Annotated in this window: 33 protein-coding genes and 4 pseudogenes; 27 read left to right on the top strand and 10 right to left on the bottom strand. The window is 44.8% G+C overall.

Annotation, left to right across the window (positions count from 1 at the left end):
* The 16 genes and pseudogenes from rho to RT723_RS18130 form a co-directional block, all read left to right on the top strand.
* A pseudogene (gene rho / locus RT723_RS06630) lies at positions 1–1,023 on the top strand (transcription termination factor Rho); the annotation flags it as partial.
* 39 nt (positions 1,024–1,062) lie between these two features.
* Positions 1,063–1,872 (top strand): tRNA uridine-5-carboxymethylaminomethyl(34) synthesis GTPase MnmE, encoded by an 810-nt coding sequence (mnmE, locus tag RT723_RS06625; protein ID WP_315946395.1) that lies wholly within the window; start codon positions 1,063–1,065, stop codon positions 1,870–1,872.
* 629 nt (positions 1,873–2,501) lie between these two features.
* Positions 2,502–3,193, top strand: a pseudogene (locus RT723_RS18160) (FAD-dependent oxidoreductase).
* Complete coding sequence (locus RT723_RS06610; protein ID WP_315946392.1) at positions 3,183–3,353, top strand: FAD-dependent oxidoreductase; 171 nt, start codon at positions 3,183–3,185, stop codon at positions 3,351–3,353. Before RT723_RS18160 ends, RT723_RS06610 begins: the two are co-directional and overlap by 11 nt.
* A 145-nt stretch (positions 3,354–3,498) precedes the next feature.
* A pseudogene (locus RT723_RS06605) lies at positions 3,499–3,675 on the top strand (FAD-dependent oxidoreductase).
* A gap of 639 nt (positions 3,676–4,314) precedes the next feature.
* Positions 4,315–4,413 (top strand): hypothetical protein, encoded by a 99-nt coding sequence (locus RT723_RS18040; protein WP_487379615.1) that lies wholly within the window; start codon positions 4,315–4,317, stop codon positions 4,411–4,413.
* Between the two features lie 195 nt (positions 4,414–4,608).
* A complete protein-coding gene (locus RT723_RS18150) occupies positions 4,609–4,740 on the top strand; it encodes an RsmG family class I SAM-dependent methyltransferase (protein ID WP_428983614.1) in 132 nt (43 codons plus the stop codon).
* Between the two features lie 335 nt (positions 4,741–5,075).
* Positions 5,076–5,156 (top strand): annotated as a pseudogene (locus RT723_RS18035) (ParA family protein); the annotation flags it as partial.
* Positions 5,122–5,259, top strand: a complete 138-nt coding sequence (locus RT723_RS18030) for a ParA family protein (RefSeq protein ID WP_346432571.1) — start codon at positions 5,122–5,124, stop codon at positions 5,257–5,259. The pseudogene RT723_RS18035 and the gene RT723_RS18030, both read left to right, overlap by 35 nt.
* The gene (locus tag RT723_RS06590) at positions 5,195–5,452 is read left to right on the top strand and encodes a ParA family protein (RefSeq protein WP_315946390.1); all 258 of its coding nucleotides are present in this window, start codon (positions 5,195–5,197) and stop codon (positions 5,450–5,452) included. Before RT723_RS18030 ends, RT723_RS06590 begins: the two co-directional genes overlap by 65 nt.
* Positions 5,436–5,876, top strand: a complete 441-nt coding sequence (locus RT723_RS06585; protein ID WP_315946389.1) for a ParA family protein — start codon at positions 5,436–5,438, stop codon at positions 5,874–5,876. Before RT723_RS06590 ends, RT723_RS06585 begins: the two co-directional genes overlap by 17 nt.
* A gap of 94 nt (positions 5,877–5,970) precedes the next feature.
* Positions 5,971–6,168: a ParB N-terminal domain-containing protein gene (locus RT723_RS06580; RefSeq protein WP_315946388.1), complete on the top strand. Its 198-nt coding sequence runs from the start codon at positions 5,971–5,973 to the stop codon at positions 6,166–6,168.
* On the top strand, positions 6,158–6,232 hold the full coding sequence (locus tag RT723_RS18145) for a ParB N-terminal domain-containing protein (protein ID WP_428983616.1): 75 nt from the start codon (positions 6,158–6,160) through the stop codon (positions 6,230–6,232). Before RT723_RS06580 ends, RT723_RS18145 begins: the two co-directional genes overlap by 11 nt.
* A gap of 21 nt (positions 6,233–6,253) precedes the next feature.
* Positions 6,254–6,442 carry a ParB/RepB/Spo0J family partition protein gene (locus RT723_RS06575; protein WP_487379617.1) on the top strand — a complete coding sequence of 63 codons (189 nt, stop codon included), beginning with the start codon at positions 6,254–6,256 and terminating at the stop codon, positions 6,440–6,442.
* 23 nt (positions 6,443–6,465) lie between these two features.
* Entirely contained in the window at positions 6,466–6,543 is a 78-nt protein-coding gene (locus RT723_RS18140) for a DUF1016 N-terminal domain-containing protein (protein ID WP_487379616.1), read from the top strand.
* A gap of 147 nt (positions 6,544–6,690) precedes the next feature.
* On the top strand, positions 6,691–6,810 hold the full coding sequence (locus tag RT723_RS18130; protein ID WP_428983611.1) for a hypothetical protein: 120 nt from the start codon (positions 6,691–6,693) through the stop codon (positions 6,808–6,810).
* A gap of 11 nt (positions 6,811–6,821) precedes the next feature.
* Here the strand turns inward: RT723_RS18130 and RT723_RS06570 are convergent, their stop codons facing one another.
* From RT723_RS06570 to RT723_RS06535, 8 genes are all read right to left on the bottom strand, one after another.
* The gene (locus tag RT723_RS06570) at positions 6,822–7,013 is read right to left on the bottom strand and encodes a hypothetical protein (RefSeq protein WP_315946386.1); all 192 of its coding nucleotides are present in this window, start codon (positions 7,011–7,013) and stop codon (positions 6,822–6,824) included.
* A 44-nt stretch (positions 7,014–7,057) separates the two neighbouring features.
* The gene (locus RT723_RS06565) at positions 7,058–7,342 is read right to left on the bottom strand and encodes a DNA polymerase III subunit delta (protein ID WP_315946385.1); all 285 of its coding nucleotides are present in this window, start codon (positions 7,340–7,342) and stop codon (positions 7,058–7,060) included.
* A 14-nt stretch (positions 7,343–7,356) separates the two neighbouring features.
* Positions 7,357–7,650: a DNA polymerase III subunit delta gene (locus RT723_RS06560; protein ID WP_315946384.1), complete on the bottom strand. Its 294-nt coding sequence runs from the start codon at positions 7,648–7,650 to the stop codon at positions 7,357–7,359.
* Positions 7,651–8,391: 741 nt separating this feature from the next.
* On the bottom strand, positions 8,392–8,907 hold the full coding sequence (locus RT723_RS06555; protein ID WP_315946383.1) for a class I tRNA ligase family protein: 516 nt from the start codon (positions 8,905–8,907) through the stop codon (positions 8,392–8,394).
* Positions 8,891–9,127 (bottom strand): class I tRNA ligase family protein, encoded by a 237-nt coding sequence (locus tag RT723_RS06550; protein ID WP_315946382.1) that lies wholly within the window; start codon positions 9,125–9,127, stop codon positions 8,891–8,893. Before RT723_RS06550 ends, RT723_RS06555 begins: the two co-directional genes overlap by 17 nt.
* Positions 9,128–9,155: 28 nt before the next feature.
* Complete coding sequence (locus tag RT723_RS06545; RefSeq protein WP_315946381.1) at positions 9,156–10,355, bottom strand: class I tRNA ligase family protein; 1,200 nt, start codon at positions 10,353–10,355, stop codon at positions 9,156–9,158.
* Between the two features lie 26 nt (positions 10,356–10,381).
* On the bottom strand, positions 10,382–10,687 hold the full coding sequence (locus RT723_RS06540; protein WP_315946380.1) for a class I tRNA ligase family protein: 306 nt from the start codon (positions 10,685–10,687) through the stop codon (positions 10,382–10,384).
* A 13-nt stretch (positions 10,688–10,700) separates the two neighbouring features.
* Complete coding sequence (locus tag RT723_RS06535; RefSeq protein ID WP_315946379.1) at positions 10,701–11,012, bottom strand: class I tRNA ligase family protein; 312 nt, start codon at positions 11,010–11,012, stop codon at positions 10,701–10,703.
* Positions 11,013–11,231: 219 nt separating this feature from the next.
* Here RT723_RS06535 and RT723_RS06530 point away from each other — a divergent pair, with 219 nt between their 5' ends.
* The 4 genes from RT723_RS06530 to RT723_RS06515 all read left to right on the top strand — a co-directional run bounded on the left by RT723_RS06530 (position 11,232) and on the right by RT723_RS06515 (position 14,731).
* On the top strand, positions 11,232–11,624 hold the full coding sequence (locus RT723_RS06530; RefSeq protein ID WP_315946378.1) for an alanine racemase: 393 nt from the start codon (positions 11,232–11,234) through the stop codon (positions 11,622–11,624).
* Between the two features lie 42 nt (positions 11,625–11,666).
* Positions 11,667–11,900, top strand: a complete 234-nt coding sequence (locus RT723_RS06525; protein ID WP_315946377.1) for a hypothetical protein — start codon at positions 11,667–11,669, stop codon at positions 11,898–11,900.
* 101 nt (positions 11,901–12,001) lie between these two features.
* The gene (locus RT723_RS06520) at positions 12,002–13,888 is read left to right on the top strand and encodes a propionyl-CoA synthetase (protein WP_315946376.1); all 1,887 of its coding nucleotides are present in this window, start codon (positions 12,002–12,004) and stop codon (positions 13,886–13,888) included.
* Between the two features lie 60 nt (positions 13,889–13,948).
* On the top strand, positions 13,949–14,731 hold the full coding sequence (locus tag RT723_RS06515) for an SDR family NAD(P)-dependent oxidoreductase (protein ID WP_315946375.1): 783 nt from the start codon (positions 13,949–13,951) through the stop codon (positions 14,729–14,731).
* Between the two features lie 76 nt (positions 14,732–14,807).
* On the opposite strand, the gene RT723_RS06510 is transcribed toward RT723_RS06515, so the two are convergent.
* Together RT723_RS06510 and RT723_RS06505 are read right to left on the bottom strand one after the other, a co-directional pair.
* Positions 14,808–15,551, bottom strand: a complete 744-nt coding sequence (locus RT723_RS06510; RefSeq protein ID WP_315946374.1) for a DUF1013 domain-containing protein — start codon at positions 15,549–15,551, stop codon at positions 14,808–14,810.
* Between the two features lie 159 nt (positions 15,552–15,710).
* Entirely contained in the window at positions 15,711–15,953 is a 243-nt protein-coding gene (locus RT723_RS06505) for a DUF1674 domain-containing protein (RefSeq protein ID WP_315946373.1), read from the bottom strand.
* Positions 15,954–16,068: 115 nt separating this feature from the next.
* Between RT723_RS06505 and RT723_RS06500 the strand changes: the two genes are divergently transcribed.
* From RT723_RS06500 to RT723_RS06475, 7 genes are all read left to right on the top strand, one after another.
* A complete protein-coding gene (locus RT723_RS06500) occupies positions 16,069–16,491 on the top strand; it encodes a M48 family metalloprotease (RefSeq protein WP_315946372.1) in 423 nt (140 codons plus the stop codon).
* Between the two features lie 2 nt (positions 16,492–16,493).
* Positions 16,494–17,120, top strand: coding sequence for a M48 family metalloprotease (locus RT723_RS06495; RefSeq protein WP_315946371.1), 627 nt, complete (start codon positions 16,494–16,496; stop codon positions 17,118–17,120).
* A 222-nt stretch (positions 17,121–17,342) separates the two neighbouring features.
* Complete coding sequence (locus tag RT723_RS06490; protein WP_315946370.1) at positions 17,343–17,558, top strand: transcription antitermination factor NusB; 216 nt, start codon at positions 17,343–17,345, stop codon at positions 17,556–17,558.
* A complete protein-coding gene (locus RT723_RS06485; RefSeq protein WP_315946369.1) occupies positions 17,558–17,878 on the top strand; it encodes a hypothetical protein in 321 nt (106 codons plus the stop codon). Before RT723_RS06490 ends, RT723_RS06485 begins: the two co-directional genes overlap by 1 nt.
* 95 nt (positions 17,879–17,973) lie before the next feature.
* A complete protein-coding gene (locus tag RT723_RS18125) occupies positions 17,974–18,174 on the top strand; it encodes a class I SAM-dependent methyltransferase (RefSeq protein WP_428983609.1) in 201 nt (66 codons plus the stop codon).
* The gene (locus tag RT723_RS06480; RefSeq protein WP_315946368.1) at positions 18,104–18,427 is read left to right on the top strand and encodes a hypothetical protein; all 324 of its coding nucleotides are present in this window, start codon (positions 18,104–18,106) and stop codon (positions 18,425–18,427) included. Before RT723_RS18125 ends, RT723_RS06480 begins: the two co-directional genes overlap by 71 nt.
* 233 nt (positions 18,428–18,660) lie before the next feature.
* On the top strand, positions 18,661–18,957 hold a 297-nt coding region (locus RT723_RS06475), incomplete at its 3' end, for a hypothetical protein (protein WP_315946367.1).

Genomic DNA, 18,957 nt, shown 5'->3' with positions numbered 1-18,957 from the left:
ATATTTATATTTCTCCTTCGCAAATCCGTAAGTTTTCTTTGAAAACTGGTGATACTGTCGAAGGCCCAATTCGCAGCCCTAAGGATGGCGAACGTTATTTTGCGCTGTTAAAAGTCAGCACGATTAACTTTGATGATCCTGAAAAGATCAGACACAAAGTGCATTTCGACAATCTGACACCTTTATATCCAGACGAACGCTTTAACATGGAGCTTAATGATCCGACCAATAAAGATATGTCTGGTCGTGTGATTGATCTTGTTGCGCCTTTGGGTAAGGGACAACGTGGCCTTATTGTTGCGCCGCCTCGTACGGGTAAAACGGTTCTTTTGCAGAATATCGCGCATTCTATTACAGCAAATCATCCTGAATGTTACCTCATCGTGTTGCTTATCGATGAGCGCCCTGAGAGTTACAGATATGCAGCGCTCCGTGAAGGGTGAAGTTGTATCTTCGACATTTGATGAACCGGCTGTTCGTCACGTGCAAGTTGCTGAAATGGTTATTGAAAAGGCAAAACGCCTTGTTGAGCATGGTCGCGATGTTGTGATTTTGCTTGATTCAATTACCAGACTTGGCCGAGCTTACAACACAGTGGTACCTTCATCAGGTAAAGTTCTCACAGGTGGTGTAGATGCCAATGCATTGCAGCGCCCGAAACGTTTCTTTGGTGCCGCTCGTAATATTGAAGAAGGCGGTTCGCTAACAATCATAGCGACAGCATTGATTGATACTGGTTCTCGCATGGATGAGGTTATCTTTGAGGAGTTCAAAGGTACTGGTAACTCTGAAATGGTTCTTGATCGCAAGGTTTCTGATAAGCGTATTTATCCATCTATGGATATCTTGAAATCAGGTACGCGTAAAGAAGACCTACTTGTACCGAAACAAGATCTGCAGAAGATCTTTGTATTGCGCCGTATTTTGTCTCCAATGGGAACAACCGATGCGATCGAATTCTTAATTGATAAGTTTAAACAGACGAAGAGCAATCAAGAGTTTTTCGATTCTATGAATACTTAGAATGACTTAGCTGAATTTTAGTTGTAAGGGCGTGTGAAATTGAGTGAATTTGACACAATCTTTGCTTTATCATCTGGGTCCGTGCCTGCAGGTGTTGCTGTTATTCGGATTTCGGGTCCAGAAGTTCGATTCGCTCTCGAAACGCTTGGGATTGGTGAATTAAAGCCCCGATTGGCCTCACTAAAATCGATTCGGAAACAAAACAATCAGTTAATAGATAGGGGTTTGGTGCTATTTTTCCCAGATCCTCATTCCTTTACTGGAGAAGACTGTGCTGAGCTGCATGTTCATGGCGGCCGGGCTGTTGTTGATTCAATTTTTGATGAATTAAGAGCATTAGATGGATTTCGTTTCGCTGAAGCGGGTGAATTCACAAAACGTGCCTATGATAATGGGAAAATGGATCTAACAGAGGCCGAGGGCTTAGCAGATCTATTATCTTCTGAAACTGAAATGCAACGAAAACTGGCTGTTGAACAGGCAGATGGCGGTTTGCGCAGACTTTATGAGCATTGGAACGCACAAATATTACGATCTCGGGCGCTTATTGAGGCTGAACTCGATTTTTCTGATGAAGAAGACATACCTGGATCTGTATCTGATCAGATATGGAGTGATATTTCGTCTTTAATTGATGAAATGAATGACCATCTTGTGAAATCCAAGATTGGCGAGATTTCTCGTTCGGGTTTTTCCATTGTAATTGCGGGTGCGCCTAATGCTGGTAAATCGTCTTTGATGAATGCTATCGCTGGCCGTGAAGTGGCAATTGTTTCAGATGAACAAGGTACGACCCGCGATGTTTTGGAAGTCCGTCTTGATCTTGATGGGTTTCTGAGTATGTCCTAAAAGATACAGCTGGTCTGCGTGAGACGGAAAGTAAAGGTCGAGCGCGAGGGATTAGAAAGGCTAAGAGTGAACTCGCTCAGGCTGATTTGGTGCTTTATCTTACTGAACCAGGACAGTTACAAGAATACTTATGCCAATGATTTTGATGGTGTTTCTAGCATGATCACCATCGGCACGAAGTCTGATATTTCAGGCGCACATTGGCTAAAAGAGACGGATATTGCACTTTGCCGACTCGATCGACGGCAGACGTTGATATGCTTTGTTAGACCTTATCAAATCTAAAGTTGGCATTATCTGGTATTCGCGATGATTTGGTTGTTCCAACGCGGCGTAGGCATGTTGAGCTGTTAAAGTCCGCTGTGTCGGAGCTTGAATACGCGCTTTCGGGTTCGGAGTTACCCATCGAGATAAGAAGCGAGCACTTGCCGAATATCTCAACATAATTTGGGTAGAATTACCGGGCGCGTTGATGTAGAAGACCTACTCGGAGTTATATTCAGTGAGTTCTGTGTCGGTAAGTGATTCACGTGAAACACTGAAGCCGCTTAATGAATGACTCACGTGAAACATTGTAAGAAGGTTCCACGTGAAACGCTAAGTATCATTTATGATATGCAAGGTGACTTATGGGTTACGACGTGATCGTTATTGGTGGTGGGCATGCAGGCTGCGAAGCAGCCTCAGCTTCAGCGCGCTTGGGCGTGAAAACAGCTTTAATCACTCACAAATTTGATACCATCGGTGTCATGTCGTGTAATCCTGCCATTGGCGGCTTAGGCAAAGGCCATCTTGTTCGTGAAATTGACGCTATGGATGGTCTGATGGGTCGTGTCACTGATGACGCAGCTATTCAATATCGGATGCTCAATCGACGTAAAGGCCCAGCTGTTCGCGGCCCCAGAACGCAAGCAGATCGTCGTCTTTATCGGAATCAATGCAGAAAAATATCAGCCTTATCAATAATTTAGATGTTATTGAGGGTGAGGTTGATGATCTTGAATTGTCTAATGATGAAATATCAGGCGTAAAAACCAAAGACGGTCGCTCTTTTAAATGTAAAGCCGTGGTTTTGACCACTGGCACATTTTTACGCGGATTGATCCATATTGGTGATAAGAAAATACCAGCAGGGCGGATGAATGAAGCGCCGGCATTAGGGTTATCTGATAGGCTAGAAGCTTTGGGATTAAAGCTTGAGCGGCTTAAAACCGGTACACCAGCTCGGCTAGATGGAAAGACCATTGCATGGGACCAACTTGAGGAACAGGGACCAGATGAAGACCCGGTGCCATTTTCTTTCATGACCGATGGCGATTAAGCAGAAACAAATACCTTGTGGGATTACCCGCACCACCATGGCAACACATAAGATAATTGAAGAAAATATCTCAAAATCTGCGATGTATTCCGGCCAGATCGAAGGTGTTGGACCCCGTTATTGCCCATCAATTGAGGATAAGATCGTTAAAGTTCGGTGATCGCGACGGTCATCAGATCTTTTTGGAGCCTGAGGGCCTTGGATGATGATACGGTTTATCCCAACGGTATTTCCACGTCATTACCGGAAGATGTGCAGGACAAGTTTCATTCAGAACTATCCCAGGTCTGGAGAATGTCACCATATTGCAGCCAGGATATGCGATTGAATATGATTATGTTGATCCTAGAGAGTTGAAACAGACGCTTAGAACTTAAAGAAACTGTCCGGATTTCTTCTTGGCAGGTCAGATTAATGGTACCACCGGGTATGAAGAAGCCGGTGCTCAAGGGCTAGTCGCTGGCCTTAAACGCTGCGCGTAAGGCGGTGGACGGTGACGAAATTGTTTTCAGTCGTAGTACATCATATATCGGTGTGATGATTGATGATCTTAACAACCCATGGCGTATACAGAGCCTTATCGTATGTTTACGTCGCGCGCTGAATTTCGTCTAACGTTTGCGAGCTGATAATGCTGATTTACGTTTAACACCGTTAGGTATTGAAATCGGTTGTGTCTCAGATGAACGTCGTGCACGGTTTGAAAACTTGGCAGAGAGGCTATCGATAGATTGTAAAACAATCTTTCGAAATCTCTTTCGCTCACACCGAATGAGGCAGAGAACTTACGGATTTAAGTTGAATAAGGACGGAATTCGTCGCTCAGCGTTCAAGCTTATTGTCTTACCCTCAAATTAAATTGGACGATATTTTGAAGATTTGGCCAGAACTTGACCGAATTTGATCGCAATGTTCTTAGAAACAGTTGAAATTGACGCGACTTATGCAGTTTACATGGATCAGTCAGAAGAATGATATTCGTATACAGCAACGCGAGGAGGGGCGATTGATCCCTGGGGACTTTGATTTTGACGTGCTTCCTGGTTTATCTAATGAACTGAAGCAGAAACTTAAAGTCTAATCGTCCGAAATCTATCGCTCATGCAAATAAGATAGATGGTATGACGCCAGCTGCTATTGCATTGATTTTAACTTACTTAAAAAGACACAATGGGAAGAGACGCAACTATTGCGTCTTAACAGGAGTTACTTATGTCTAAAAGTTTTGAAGAGTCCGTGAATGTTTCACGTGAAACATGGGCGAGATTGCGCCAGTATGGCGATATCGTTCGAAAATGGCAAAAAACCATCAATCTTGATTTCCCCGACCACTGTGACCAATCTATGGGAGCGCCATGTTCTCGATAGTCTTCAAATATGGACATTAAACCCTACGTCCCAAGGTTTGGTTAGATATGGGCAGCGGTGCTGGCTTTCCAGGCATTGTCACCGCCGTTTGTCTTGGCGGAACATGGCGAGTGGCTGGGTGCTATTTGATTGAGAGCAATCAAAAGAAGGCGGCGTTTTTGCGCAATGTCTATTGTTGAAACCGGGGCGCGCGCCAGTGTTCACCCAGTTCGCGTCGCAGATGCCTTTGATATAGCACCGGAAATAGAGGCGATTTCAGCCCGAGCACTTGCTTCGCTGGACGATCTTGCTCAGAGATGTCGGAACCGTGGTTTCAACAGAACCAAAATTTATCCACATACCTTCATAAAGGTCGGGATTATCAGTCGGAAATTGAACTTGCCCGTAGTCGGTGGGACTTTAATCTGGTAAAATATGATAGTCAGATTCAGGATGGATCAGTTGTTTTGCAAATTGATAACCTCAGAGAGACTTTAGATTAGTATTTTGTGGTTTTTGATAAAAGTTGGGTGCTATGTCTCAGATTAAGAACCGGATTATTACAGTTGCTAATCAAAAGGGTGGAGTTGGTAAAACAACGACAGCAATCAATCTTGGCAACGGCGCTGGCTGCGATTGGCGAGAATGTACTGATTGTGGATCTTGATCCTCAAGGCAATGCAAGTACCGGCCTTGGGCATCGAGCGGGCGAATCGTGATCTATCTTCTTATGATGTACTTATGTATGAAGCTGAGCTTTCCCAGGCTTGCAAGAAAACAGCGGTGCCAAATTTAGATATCGTGCCGTCTACAATGGATTTGCTGGGTCTTGAGATGGAAATATCAAATGATAGCCAGCGAGCTTTTCGATTGAAAAAAGTGCTCAATACGCCAGATGCGAGCTCAATATGATTATATATCTGATAGATTGTCCGCCATCATTAAACCTTTTGACAATGAATGCGATGGCAGCAGCACATTCTGTGTCTGGTTCCGCTTACAATGCGAGTTTTTTGCGCTTGAAGGTTTAAGTCAACTGCTTGAAACTGTTGGACAAGTACGTGATACCCTCAATCCGGACCTTGAAATACAGGGTATTGTTATGACGATGTATGATTCGCGTAACAAACTTGCTCACCAGGTTGTCGCTGATGTGCGAGAAAACTTGGGAGAAAAGGTTTACCACACCCTTATTCCACGAAATGTTCGTGTTTCAGAGGCGCCATCTTACGGTAAGCCAGCCATTTTGTATGATTTGGCCTGTTCAGGCAGTCAGGCTTACTTGAAATTGGCATCCGAAGTTATTCAACGAGAAAGAAGCCACAAAGCTGCATAGTTTGGCGCCATTGATAGAAGATAGGTTTGTTTTATGAGTGATGAACAATCAAAAAAACGTTTAGGTCGGGGCTTGGCAGCACTTAATTGGCGAGATGGATAATGTCGATAATAATAAGCCAGCAAGTGAGCCAAAAATTAATCCAGACCAAAAGGTTCCGATTGAGTTTGTCGTACGAAATGCAGAAAATCCGCGCCAAAACTTTGATCATGACGATCTGGTCGATCTAGCGCGTTCAATTCGTAAACACGGTATCGTGCAGCCAATTGTAGTGCGTAAAGTTGAACAATGATCGATTTGAAATTATTGCTGGTGAACGTCGTTGGCGTGCGGCTCAACAAGCTGAACTTAACTGAAATTCCGGTATCTGGTTCGTGATGTTGATGATAAAACTGCGCTTAGAGATTGCAATTGTTGAAAATGTTCAACGTGCTGATCTTAATCCGCTTGAAGAAGCACTTGGTTATGAGCAGTTAATGTCGCATTACGGTTATACCCAAAATGATTTGGGCGAAGTGATCGGCAAAGAAGCCGTTCGCATGTCGCAAATAGCCTGCGATTGTTAAAACTACCGGATAGCGTTCGAGAAATGTTGGTGGATGGAAGCTTGTCTGCTGGCCATGCACGTGCATTGGTTTCAACGTCTGATCCGCTTGCACTTGGCTAAACTTGATCGTCGAAAAAGGCTTATCAGTTCGTGATGCGGAACGATTAGCGCAAGAAGATATCAATGGCGCTTACGCAACAATCTGCTAAAGAAAGACGCTGTTCAAAAAGATGCCGATACTCTTGGCACTTGAGAAAAGCTTAACCGATGTATCTGGGTTTAAAAGTTCAGCTCGATCACAAAGGTGAAAAAGGAAAGTTGCAGATTAGTTATAAATCTCTGGAGCAGCTTGATTCTATTTGTAAATTGCTTGGCGTTGCCGGTTAATTAAGGTTTCACTATCTGCTGAGTAAACAAACACGCATCAAGAGCTTGTCGTGCAATGCTTGTCTCAAGCGTTGCATTGCGTCGTGTTTCCAAAATGGCATAGGATATTTTATCCATTTCAAGCCTGAAGTTTCTGACAATTCCATTTGTTTAAGCGCTTTTTCAAATACAGGCTTACGTTTGAAATGGATGAAGCGGCCCATGTTCTGCCATCACCTGACTAGCGCGCTTATTGTTCGTTTCTACTTCAGATCTCATTAAATCTAGCTGTTGAAGCTGGATTAGAGCGGGACCGAAGAATCAAAAAAACAGGGGTCTTCGATGAGATTATGCGGTTGAACGAACTATCTAAGTCATTGATATTACCAGATAAAATCGCATCAACCGTTTCGTCTACTGAAATCGATGACGCATCTCCAATCGCCGCAATAACGTCCTCAATGTGAATTTGCTCTTGGCCATGGCAATAAAGCATCAGCTTTTGGATTTCACCGCGACTGGCTAAACGATCACCGCCCAAAAATGTCAACAATAGCTGACGTGCATCTATGTCCATCCGCATATTCGCGTTGGGTCAAGTTCTTGATCGATAAGATTTTGTAACGCGCGACCATCATCAGCATAACAGGGTATGGCAACGGCAGGACGCGGCTTTTTCGATAGTTTTACGCAGTGAAGAGGACGTTTTTCAAGATCACCAGCTTCAATGATTAAAGAAACGCTATCGCCGATTTCTTCCAATACGCCAGAAAGTGCGCTGACAAGCTTTTTATCATTGGCTGCGTTTTTGACCCAGATAAGCCTAGAACCGCCAAATAAGCCCGATTGATCCAACTTCATCGGCGAGGCGACCGGGGTCAGCTGAAATTTCGCTGGAATCCAGACCTAACGAGATTAAAATCATCTGAAAGATCTACGCCGGTCTATTTTAGAAAGTCTCGGCATGCACGCTCTGATACTAACCCGGTATCTGGACCATAAATAAGAAAATACACGATAGGGTAAATCAGCTCGTTTGATAAATCCGTCAAATTCGTGAGCTTTGATCTGTCCCATGAGCGCTTAGATTGAGGCTACTTTCGTAATGCGGCAGAAATATCTGCGTAGATAACATCGGCCAGCTCACGGCCAGCGCGGTTTTCAGCATCTTGCAGGGCCCGAATTTTCGCAAATTCCTGATCAGGAGAGATCATATTGCGATGTCACCTGGCGCTTGGCTTTGCGAATAACTTCGCCGTCAGACAGTCTTGTGAGCGTAAAGCTTCCCGAAACAGTCATACGACCGGCCGTGAACAATTGTTATCTGTGCCAGCACCCAAGCACGCCCGCAGCAGAACTTGCTCACATTCAAATCCAAACGATATTCTGCTGCACCTGGCTTGTGCACCACCATTTAAGAACACCAATTGATTTCGTGTGACCTGTTCAATGCGCGTAGTCAGCTTGTGAAATATCTAAAACAGCAATTGGGTTTGTTCGATACCGAACTATAAAGCGGCTTTACCTGACAACCGGCCAATAGCCACAGGTATAACCGCCGCCAAAGCAAGCGGCTTAACGATTGATTTGATCTTTTGGATACTAAATAACAATATTCACAATCCTCTTTGGAACGACAATCAATTTTCGTACTGGTTGACCATTGATTTTATCGGCAACAAAATCAAGTGCCAGAACAGCTTTTTCGATTGTCTCTTTGTCCGCATCGACAGCTATGGTTAATTCACCACGCCTCTTACCATTAATTTGCACAGGGTAGGTAAACGAGTTTTCTGCCACAAGATCAGGATTAAATTGAGGCCAAGCTGCATTTGCGACCATTCCTTCACAATTTAACTCACTCCAACATGCTTCCGCCAAATGTGGCATCATCGGTGCGATCAATTGAATTAGGATTTCACTCGCTTCGCGACATGCTGATTTAACAGTGTCATCCGCTTCACCCTTGGAAACTTTGGCAAGCATCGGTGAGATGGTGTTCACATATTCGTAAATACGCGCGACGGATTTATTAAACCCGAGTTTTTCAAGATCTTCGCCAACAAGTTTAAGTGTTTTGTGCGCTGCTTTTGAAACTGCATTAGCTTCCCCTTCCATAGCGGAAGCTGCTTTTACATCGCTCAAGTTCCGGTGCAGCTTCAGCAATAATACGCCAAATACGTTGAACGAATTTATGCGCAGCTTCAACGCCAGCTTCCGTCCAAATTACATCACGCTCAGGTGGCAAATCTGACAACATAAAGAAACGAGCAGTATCAGCGCCGTAAGATGCAATGATATCATCTGGATCAACAACGTTCTTTTTAGATTTAGACATTTTTTCAATGGAGCCAATCTCTACGGTTTCACCCGTGTCGATTCATTGTTGCTGAACGAATACCATCGTTATCTTTAATGTTGATTTCAGCTGGTGTGATCCATCCATTAGGACCTTTATAAGTTTCGTGAACCACCATGCCTTGGGTGAACAGACCTTTAAAAGGTTCTTTGATATCCAAATGTCCGGCTTTTTGCATCGCTCTGGTGAAGAAGCGTGAATATAGCAAATGCAAGATCGCGTGTTCGATACCGCCGATATATTGATCAACAGGCAACCAATGGTTTGCCATATCAGGATCCGTTGGATTGTCGTTGTTTGGATCGGTAAAGCGCGCGAAATACCACGATGAATCTACAAATGTATCCATCGTATCCGTTTCGCGTCTTGCATCTTTTCCGCATGACGGGCAGGCGACATGACGCCATGTTGGGTGGCGATCAAGCGGATTACCAGGTTTATCGAAATTGATATCATCTGGAAGAATGACCGGAAGATCAGCTTTAGGTACAGGAACCGCTCCGCAATCATCGCAATGAATAACCGGAATAGGACAACCCCAATAGCGTTGGCGCGAAACGCCCCAGTCACGCAGCTTGAACTGAGTTTTCAATTCAGCTTGTGGCGCACCATTAAACTCGATTTCATCTAGCTTCTTTGCAACTGTGTCAAATGCCTCTTTTGGCTTCATGCCATTTAAGAACTCGGAATTGATCATGATGCCGTCGCCGGTATAGGCCTCTTCCGTGATTTGGAAGCTTGCTGCATCGCCATCTTCTGGCATGACAACAGGTGTGACCTGCAGACCATATTTGTTGGCAAAGTCCAAATCGCGCTGGTCACCTGATGGGCAACCAAAGATCGCGCCTGTTCCGTATTCCATCAACACGAAGTTTGCGACGAAGACTTTTAGTTTCCAGTCTTTGTTAAACGGATGAACAACTTCAAAGCCTGTATCAAACCCATGCTTTTCAATCGTTTCCAATGCAGCGGCTGATGTACCAACTCGGCGACATTCTTCGCAGAATTCATGTAATTCTGGATTTGACTTGGCTGCTTCAAGCGCCAATGGATGATCAGCGGCGATTGCCATAAAGGATGCGCCAAACAAGGTATCAGGACGCGTTGTATAAACTTCCAATTCGGTGAAGCCTTCAGGGGCTGTTTGCGCATCCAACTCCCAGCGAATTTGCAAGCCTTCAGATTTGCCGATCCAGTTCTTTTGCATAAGGCGAACTTTGTCAGGCCAGTTATCTAGCGTTTCAAGAGAGTCAATAAATCCTGCGAATAATCAGTGATGTTAAAGAACCACTGGGTCAAATCGCGTTGCTCAACAAGCGCGCCTGAACGCCAGCCACGACCATCGATCACTTGCTCATTGGCAAGCACGGTCATGTCTTCCGGATCCCAGTTTACTTTCGCGTTTTTGCGGTAAACCAAACCTTTGTCTAAGAAGTCGACAAAAAGCTGTTGTTGCTTGTGATAATATTCAACATCGCAAGTGGCAAATTCACGCGACCAATCCAATGACAAGCCCATAGATTTAAGCTGGCGACGCATGGTGTCGATATTTTCATAGGTCCAGGATTTTGGATGTGTTTTTGTTTTGCATTGCAGCGTTTTCCGCTGGCATACCAAACGCATCCCAACCCATCGGGTGAAGAACATTAAAACCTTTGGCGCGACGATAACGCGCGACAACATCGCCCATAGCATAGTTGCGAACATGCCCCATATGGATGCGCCCTGACGGGTAGGGGAACATTTCCAGGACATAATATTTTTCGCGCTTGTCAGCATTATCTGTTTCATAGATTTTATGCTCGTCCCAAACCTTTTGCCAATGCGGTTCGGATTGTCGCGGATTATAACGTTCAACGGCCATTAAATTGTCCTGTAGTATCTCGTATTATTCGGCTTAGATATTGTTTCAGCGCAATTGCTGAAAATATTTTGTCGAGCAATAGCCGTGAAACTTTCCAATCGTCAACAGCTAAGCGGTTCATATTTGATAAAAGATGCGCTAAATAGCTGAATATCTATTGGTCATGCCCCACGTGTAGATTTGCTAAATGTTTCACGTGAATCGCTTATGAGGTCTTAAATGTCTGTTCAGGAAAATCTGCAAACCGTTCGCCAGAACATTGATAAAGCCAAAGCGGGTGCCCTTAAACCATCTGATAGTCTTGAGCTTGTTGCAGTTTCTAAAACATATGGCGCTGAGATCATTCAAGAGGTGATTGATGAAGGTCAGCGTGTTTTCGGTGAAAACCGTGTCCAAGAAGCACAGGGCAAATGGCCAGAACTAAAATCCAAAAATGCAGGTATTGAGCTTCATCTCATAGGACCCTTGCAATCTAATAAAACAGCAGATGCGCTCGAATTATTCGACGTGATTGAAAGTGTAGACCGCGAAAAGATAGCGCGCTCCATTGCAAAGAATCTCAAAAGATCGGCAAATGTCCGAAATTGTTTGTTCAGGTCAATACGGGGTTAGAGCCTCAAAAGGCGGGTATCGAACCAGCAAAAGCGGTTGAGTTTGTGCAATTTTGCAAAGACGAATTGTCGCTGCCTGTCATTGGTCTTATGTGTATTCCGCCAGCTGATGAAAATCCTGGGCCACATTTTGCTCTGCTGCGCCAAGCTTGCGCAAAAGGCTGAATTACCAGCAATCTCTATGGGAATGAGCGGTGATTATGAAACGGCAATTGCTTTTGGTGCAACACATGTGCGTGTTGGATCAGCTATTTTTGGCGCGCGCGACTATACCTAAATTCCATATCAAAGCTTGAAACCGTTCTCATTTTCGTTCAATTGTGTGCTGCAACATAAGATTAAATGAGCATGAATTGCGGGAGAGAGCATTTGACTAGTATGTATCACTCAGTTTACGAGGCGTGGAAAAAAGACCCTGAGGGCTTTTGGGCGGAAGAAAGTAAAGCCATTGATTGGTTTGAAGAGCCGACGAAAATCTTTGATGAAGACATGGGTGTCTATGGCCGTTGGTTCACCGATGGTGTGGTCAATACTTGTTACAATTGTCTCGATCGACATGTTCAAGATAACAAGGGTGATAATGTTGCGCTAATCTACGACAGCCCCGTTACCAACACAGTTAAGAAATTTACCTATAATGATTTGTTGGCCGATGTATCAGCATTCTCAGCTGCGCTAAAAGCTAAAGGTATTGGCAAGGGTGATCGCGTTATCATTTACATGCCGATGATCCCGCAAACAGTTGTCGCGGTTCTTGCATGCGCGCGCATCGGTGCGATCCACTCTGTGGTGTTTGGCGGATTTGCAGCAAATGAATTGGCAACGCGTATTGATGATTGCGAAGCAAAACTTGTTGTCTCTGCATCATGCGGTATCGAAGGCGCACGTACGATTGCGTATAAGCCTTTGCTTGATGATGCGATTGAGCTTTCCAAACATAAGCCAGAAGCGACGATCATTTATCAGCGCGAACAGCTAGCTGCAGATATGGTTGAAGGGCGCGACTTTGATTTCGATCAGGCGCTATTAGACAACAAAGGTGCTGAAGTTCCGTGCGAGCCGATGAAGGCAACCGACCCGCTTTATATCCTTTATACGTCTGGCACGACTGGTCAGCCTAAAGGTGTGGTTCGCGATAATGGTGGACACCTTGTTGCGCTAAATTGGACGATGCATAATATTTACGGCGTGAAACCTGGTGAAGTTTTCTGGGCAGCGTCTGATGTGGGTTGGGTGGTTGGCCACTCATATATTATCTACGGTCCGCTCCTATCAGGAAATCCTGGTATCCTGTTTGAAGGCAAGCCAATTGGAACACCTGATGCAGGGACGTTCTGGCGCATTATCTCAGAGCATAAAGTTAAATCGCTGTTTACAGCGCCAACCGCATTTCGCGCTATTCGGAAAGAAGATCCTAATGCAGAGTTCATCAAGAAATATGACCTCTCGCATTTTGAGGCTTTGTTCCTTGCAGGTGAGCGCGCAGACCCTGATACAATTAAATGGGCGGAAGATGTTCTAAAAGTTCCAGTGATTGATCATTGGTGGCAAACCGAAACGGGTTGGACAATTGCGGGTAACCCAATGGGTCTTGGTTTCTTGCCAGTTAAATATGGATCGCCGGCGGTTCCGATGCCAGGTTATGACGTTCAGATCGTTAATGACGAAGGTGAGCAGATTGAGGCAAATGAGCTTGGTAACATTGTTGTAAAATTGCCATTGCCACCGGGTTCTATGCCGACATTATGGAATGCGGAAGAACGCTTCATTGATGCCTATATGGCTGAATTCCCTGGCTATTATAAAACGGCGGATGCGGGCTACATCGATGAAGACGGCTATCTTTATATTATGGCTCGTACGGATGACATTATTAATGTTGCAGGCCACAGACTTTCAACGGGCGGTATCGAAGAGGCGATTGCCTCTCATGAAAGCGTTGCTGAATGCGCAGTTGTTGGTGTGACCGATAAGCTCAAGGGTCAATTGCCAATTGGATTTGTTGTCGTAAATTCAGCCGTTGAAAAATCAGCTCAGGAAGTTGAAGCAGAAATTGTCGCGCAGGTTCGATCTTTGATTGGTCCGGTTGCTGCGTTTAAATCTGTTATTCTGGTGCCGCGTTTGCCGAAAACCAGATCAGGTAAAATTCTGCGAGGCACCATGCAGAAGATCTATGATGGTCTTGAGTGGAAGATGCCAGCAACGATTGATGATCCTGCGATCTTGGATGAGATCAAATCAGCCATTGATGTTTATCGCAGCTAGGGTCTAAATTGGGTCTAACCAGACCCACTTCATTGCTAAACACACCAAAGGGAGAATACCTTGGTAAAGTCAGTTATCGTTACCGGTGCCGCACAAGGCATCGGTTTTGCTATTGCCGAGCGATTTATTAAAGATGGCGCTCAGGTCATGATCAGTGACATCAATGAGGCAAAAGTCCTTGAGGCTCAAACCAAGCTATCCCCTTTGGGAGAGGTCGAGGTCTTTGTTGGCAATATTGGTGATCGCATCGATGTGCATAATTTGATAGCTGAAACACTAAGTGCCTTTGGCAAGATTGATCTGTTGGTCAATAATGCCGGTGTTGTTAAAGCTGGCGAGTTTCTTGAAATGACCGAAGAAGATTTTGATCAGGTCATGGATATCAATATCAAGGGTATGTTCTTAGCAAGCCAAGCCGTTGCAAAGCATCTTGTCTCACGTGTGGAGCAGGGGGAGAACCCGGGCTCTATCATCAATATTTCATCTGTGAATGACACTATGGTTTTGCCTTCGCAGATCGCTTACACCGTCTCTAAAGGTGCCGTGAAACAGTTAACCCGCGTGATGGCCGTGGCTCTTGCGCCTTATGGTATTCGCGTTAATGGCATCGGACCTGGTTCGATTAAAACTGAAATGCTTGCTACTGTTCTGGCTGATAAGTCAGCTGAGAAACGAATTTTAGAACGCACACCGATGGGCCGTATTGGTGATCCATCTGAGATCGCTTCTGTTGCAGCTTTTCTGGCGTCTAAAGATGCAAGTTATATTACGGGTGAGATTATCTATACAGATGGCGGTCGGATGCCACTTGGCTATTCCATGCAGATGGATGACGATAGTTAGTATAGCACAATAGAAAAAGGCTGGTACTCTTATTGAATACCAGCCTTAAATGTTTCACGTGAATCGTGCCAGCTGATTAGCTGTTTTCTTCACCAGCTTCATCTTCATCGCCTTTAAGGGATGAGAGGCTCGCAAAGACCAGATCAGCATCGTATTCTTTGTCCATATCATTTTCAGCAGGTTCTGCAGGTGTGTTCAAATCACCAGCAAATGTTTGTGTCTGCTCAGCAGGCATTAGTGTTTCACCTTGAGCTGCAGGTTCCATTGCAGGACGGTTTTTCGCAGCTTTCTCAACTTCCATGTCCAGATCAATCTGCGAACACAAACCAAGAGATACCGGATCCATTGGTGTAAGGTTAGCTGAGTTCCAGTGTGTACGATCGCGAATTTGAGCAATTGTGTTTTTGGTTGTTCCAGCCAGACGAGAGATTTGAGCGTCTTTAAGTTCTGGGTGATTACGTACCAACCACAAAATCGCATTTGGGCGATCCTGACGTTTTGACAATGGTGTGTAACGTGGGCCTTTGCGCTTTTTCTCAGGCAAGTGAACTTTCGATGTTGAAAGCACCAATTTATGTGTTGGCGTTTCTTCACCTTTTTTAATCTCTTCACGTGTCAGCTGACCCGTTGAGATTGGATCCAAACCCTTAATGCCTTGTGAAGCTTCGCCGTCAGCAATCGCTTTAACTTCGAGCGGATGAAGCTTACAAAAAAGCGCAATCTGATCAAATGTTAGTGCCGTGTTATCAACGAGCCAAATCGCTGTTGCTTTTGGCATGAGTAGCTGCTGTGCCATAGACCAGATCCTTTTCTTAAGCATCGCGCCGGTTACGCGAGCCGTGGGGTAGTTTACCACAATTTCCGGAGAATTGTTTGAGCTTATAGCTAGATTTTTAACAAAATGCAATTGTGCAGAATTAAAGAAAAGTTTTCGCTTCTTGCTACGTTAAAACTTCTAATTCATCGCTGAGCCAATAGATCAAAAATCGATGGCTCTGCCATCAATTTCCCAGTCGCCAAATCGTGAAGGATCAGCCCCGCCACGGCCACCATATTCTTTGGCTATTTCTTCGCGTTTTTCATCGGCTAACTTGCGGCGTTCTTCAGCCTCAGCCAATGCGCGTTTAGCAACATCAGACAATTCTTTTTTCACAACAACGGCTTCTTGTTCAGAAGGTTTAGCGTTTTCTTCATTGCTGTGATCTTGCTGATCGGCACTCATGGATCTGACCTTTCGTAATCCGTGTTTGTCATATTAATGTTGAAACTGACGTAATTTACTACCATCTTTACGTATATATATCATCGTCTAGATCGATCAATGGAGTAAAATTGAAATGAATATGGTCAAAACAGCAATGCTGATCGCTTTTATGACGGCACTCTTTATGGGTGTTGGTTTCATGATTGGTGGAACTGGCGGCATGATGATCGCGCTGGTGATTGCGGCTTGTATGAACCTGTTCTCCTATTGGAAATCGGATAAAATGGTGCTTTCCATGCACCGCGCTAAAGAGGTGAACCGCAAGAACGCGCCTGAATATTATGGGATTGTTGAACAATTGGCTCAACGTGCTGGATTGCCGATGCCTAAGGTTTATATCATTGATAATCCGCAACCCAATGCATTTGCCACCGGTCGCAATCCAGAAAATTCAGCTGTTGCCGCAACAACCGGACTTTTAAACGCCTTAACTCGCGAAGAAGTCGCCGGGGTTATGGCGCACGATCAGCCCATATTCAAAATCGAGACACGTTGACGATGACGATAACGGCAACGCTTGCAGGTGCGATTTCGATGCTTGGGAATTTTGCCATGTTCTTTGGTGGCAATAGAAATAACCCACTTGGATTTATCGGCGTCTTGGCTGCGATGATTGTCGCACCATTTGCTGCGATGATCGTTCAAATGGCGATCAGCCGCACGCGTGAGTATTCAGCGGATCGTCGAGGTGCAGAAATTTGCGATAATCCGATGTGGTTGGCCTCAGCGCTGGAAAAGATTGCAGCCGCGAGCGGTCGCACAGTCAATGAGGATGCGGAACGTAATCCCGCAACAGCTCATATGTTTATTATCAATCCGCTTAATGGTCAGCGGGCTGATAATCTATTTTCAACGCACCCTGCAACAGAGAACCGAATTAAAGCACTTCGTCAGATGGAAGCAGAGTTTTCAAGCCAATATGATCAATATGAAGATGATAGATTTGACAATTCCGATCGAGACGCGCATATGCGATCTACAACGACGCCATCTACAACGACACCTTGGGAACACCAGCGTGAGCAGTATGAGAATAAGCGCCCGGAAAAGGATGTAAAACCTGAGCCCGCGCCAAAATCAACTGATCTACCCGGACCTTGGGGCCGAAAGGGCGCTAAAAAATAAGGTTCGGATTTTTGACTGATCACCAAAGACGTTATGATAAGCCCGGGTTATCTTCGCGCCAGGCTGCAAGTAAGTTATTATCAGCTATCATTGATAAGAAAACATCTATGGATGGCTTGCTAGATTTAAAAGGTGGCAATCCCGCATATCTGGATCTTACAGATCAAGACCGTTTGTTAGTAAAAGCAATATTGCTGAGCACGTTGCGGAACTATCAGATCATTGAAAAAGTTCCTGGACCATTTATTGGAAAAGCCGTTGCCATCGGGGGCTGTATCGCTTCGTCACATTTTGCGAATTGGTGCCGCACAGATTTTATATCTCGATGTTCCAGATCATTCAGCAGTAGATTTGGCGGTTGAGCAGGCCAATATCGATCCTCGTAATAGAAGATTTGCTAATCCTGGTCAGCGCGATCTTGCGCCGTATGGCGCGTGATGAAAGACAAAATGCTGCCAAAGCTTGGCGAAAAGACAGCAATGCTGCCAGATTGGTATGCTAAGAAATTATCAAAATCATATGGTTTTAACCGAGCGCGCGGTATGATGGCATTAATGTCCAAACCAGCACCTGTCGATATCACGGTTAAATCAGATGCAGATAAATGGGCTGAAAAACTAGGTGGAACGAAACTCACAGATTGGTCTGTGAGACTAGAAAAGCTTGAAGGACCAATTCAGTCTCTAGAAGGTTTTGAGGATGGTGAATGGTGGGTGCAGGATGCCGCGGCCTCTTTTGCCAGCGCGTTTATTTGGTGATTCTGAGTAATAAACGTGTGATTGACCTTTGCGCGGCACCAGGTGGGAAAACAGCTTCCTTCAGCTAATTCTTGCTGGCGCTGATGTGACGGCTCTTGATCGCTCGCAAAGTCGCTTTGAACCGCTTAAACGAAAATTTAGCGCGCCTTAAACTCAAAGCCGATACACAATTGTCCCGCATGGAAAAATACGAAGTTGAAGAATTATTTGATATGGCGTTGTTAGATGCGCCATGTTCATCGACTGGGTACGATAAGGCGGCATCCAGACGTCGTTTGGACCAAAGACTTAGATGATATTACCTATCTTGCAGGTGTTCAAAAGGGTCTGCTTGACCATGCGATTAGTTTGATTAAGCCTGGCGGTGTGGTTGTCTTTTCAAACTGTTCTCTTGAACCTGATGAAGGCGAAGACATGATCTTACGCTATATTGAAGAAAACTTAGGTAAAGTTGAGCTTGTGCCAGCTGATCGTGAAAACCGTCAGGGCTTTGAAACAGCAATTACTCAAGAAGGTTTTGTAGCGCACGCACACCCGACTTTTGTGTGAAAGAAGATGCTCAATTGCAGGGGGTCGACGGCTTTTTTGCTGCAATTCTTCGTAAAAAACACTAAATCATCAGATTTTCATATTCCAATCACTATTTAGGGCTATTTTAAAACATTTGAGCCATTCGTTAAGCTTACCCTCTGGATGAGTTGCTGGCTTTTGAACAAGGCCAGTAATTTGGGAAATATCGGACAAAACCGATAGGGGATGGGATTGGTCGCAAAAATCGACAAATGTCGGAGCGCCGTTCAGACTGTATTTTACGGAAACGTGGAAACGGTTTAATCGGCGGATTATGTTGGGATGGATGTCGCCGCCTGGAACTGATAGTGGGGCATCGCCTGATAGGCTTTATGCTTGCGCCGGTTGATCTTCGCACATCTGATGCGGTCATTGCAAAGGAAATGGCGTCAGGCCGTTATCCCTTGGCCGATAAGGTTTTTGAGATCGAGGATAAATCCCTTACGAAATACAGCTGCCTCACGATGAATTTTTCAACGAACTGCATGGTTTTAGATGGCTTCGACATT

Origin of the sequence: Psychrosphaera aquimarina (assembly GCF_032461525.1) — a bacterium.
GTDB lineage: Bacteria > Pseudomonadota > Gammaproteobacteria > Enterobacterales > Alteromonadaceae > Psychrosphaera > Psychrosphaera aquimarina.
Note: the sequence above shows the minus strand (reverse complement) of the source record. Positions and strands in the feature narration are given on the sequence as shown.

What these genes read in the sequence shown, in the direction of transcription:
- RT723_RS06610 (WP_315946392.1), top strand. Translation starts at nt 3,183, where the DNA reads ATGGCGATTAAGCAGAAACAAATACCTTGTGGGATTACCCGCACCACC.
- RT723_RS18040 (WP_487379615.1), top strand. Translation starts at nt 4,315, where the DNA reads ATGACGCCAGCTGCTATTGCATTGATTTTAACTTACTTAAAAAGACAC.
- RT723_RS18150 (WP_428983614.1), top strand. Translation starts at nt 4,609, where the DNA reads ATGGGCAGCGGTGCTGGCTTTCCAGGCATTGTCACCGCCGTTTGTCTT.
- RT723_RS06585 (WP_315946389.1), top strand. Translation starts at nt 5,436, where the DNA reads ATGCGAGCTCAATATGATTATATATCTGATAGATTGTCCGCCATCATT.
- RT723_RS06580 (WP_315946388.1), top strand. Translation starts at nt 5,971, where the DNA reads ATGGATAATGTCGATAATAATAAGCCAGCAAGTGAGCCAAAAATTAAT.
- RT723_RS06575 (WP_487379617.1), top strand. Translation starts at nt 6,254, where the DNA reads ATGTTGATGATAAAACTGCGCTTAGAGATTGCAATTGTTGAAAATGTT.
- RT723_RS18140 (WP_487379616.1), top strand. Translation starts at nt 6,466, where the DNA reads ATGTTGGTGGATGGAAGCTTGTCTGCTGGCCATGCACGTGCATTGGTT.
- RT723_RS18130 (WP_428983611.1), top strand. Translation starts at nt 6,691, where the DNA reads ATGTATCTGGGTTTAAAAGTTCAGCTCGATCACAAAGGTGAAAAAGGA.
- RT723_RS06570 (WP_315946386.1), bottom strand. Translation starts at nt 7,013, where the DNA reads ATGGGCCGCTTCATCCATTTCAAACGTAAGCCTGTATTTGAAAAAGCG.
- RT723_RS06560 (WP_315946384.1), bottom strand. Translation starts at nt 7,650, where the DNA reads ATGAAGTTGGATCAATCGGGCTTATTTGGCGGTTCTAGGCTTATCTGG.
- RT723_RS06555 (WP_315946383.1), bottom strand. Translation starts at nt 8,907, where the DNA reads ATGGAAGGGGAAGCTAATGCAGTTTCAAAAGCAGCGCACAAAACACTT.
- RT723_RS06550 (WP_315946382.1), bottom strand. Translation starts at nt 9,127, where the DNA reads ATGTCTAAATCTAAAAAGAACGTTGTTGATCCAGATGATATCATTGCA.
- RT723_RS06545 (WP_315946381.1), bottom strand. Translation starts at nt 10,355, where the DNA reads ATGCAAAAGAACTGGATCGGCAAATCTGAAGGCTTGCAAATTCGCTGG.
- RT723_RS06540 (WP_315946380.1), bottom strand. Translation starts at nt 10,687, where the DNA reads ATGCGTCGCCAGCTTAAATCTATGGGCTTGTCATTGGATTGGTCGCGT.
- RT723_RS06535 (WP_315946379.1), bottom strand. Translation starts at nt 11,012, where the DNA reads ATGGCCGTTGAACGTTATAATCCGCGACAATCCGAACCGCATTGGCAA.
- RT723_RS06530 (WP_315946378.1), top strand. Translation starts at nt 11,232, where the DNA reads ATGTCTGTTCAGGAAAATCTGCAAACCGTTCGCCAGAACATTGATAAA.
- RT723_RS06520 (WP_315946376.1), top strand. Translation starts at nt 12,002, where the DNA reads ATGTATCACTCAGTTTACGAGGCGTGGAAAAAAGACCCTGAGGGCTTT.
- RT723_RS06510 (WP_315946374.1), bottom strand. Translation starts at nt 15,551, where the DNA reads ATGCTTAAGAAAAGGATCTGGTCTATGGCACAGCAGCTACTCATGCCA.
- RT723_RS06505 (WP_315946373.1), bottom strand. Translation starts at nt 15,953, where the DNA reads ATGAGTGCCGATCAGCAAGATCACAGCAATGAAGAAAACGCTAAACCT.
- RT723_RS06500 (WP_315946372.1), top strand. Translation starts at nt 16,069, where the DNA reads ATGAATATGGTCAAAACAGCAATGCTGATCGCTTTTATGACGGCACTC.
- RT723_RS06495 (WP_315946371.1), top strand. Translation starts at nt 16,494, where the DNA reads ATGACGATAACGGCAACGCTTGCAGGTGCGATTTCGATGCTTGGGAAT.
- RT723_RS06485 (WP_315946369.1), top strand. Translation starts at nt 17,558, where the DNA reads ATGAAAGACAAAATGCTGCCAAAGCTTGGCGAAAAGACAGCAATGCTG.
- RT723_RS06480 (WP_315946368.1), top strand. Translation starts at nt 18,104, where the DNA reads ATGCGCCATGTTCATCGACTGGGTACGATAAGGCGGCATCCAGACGTC.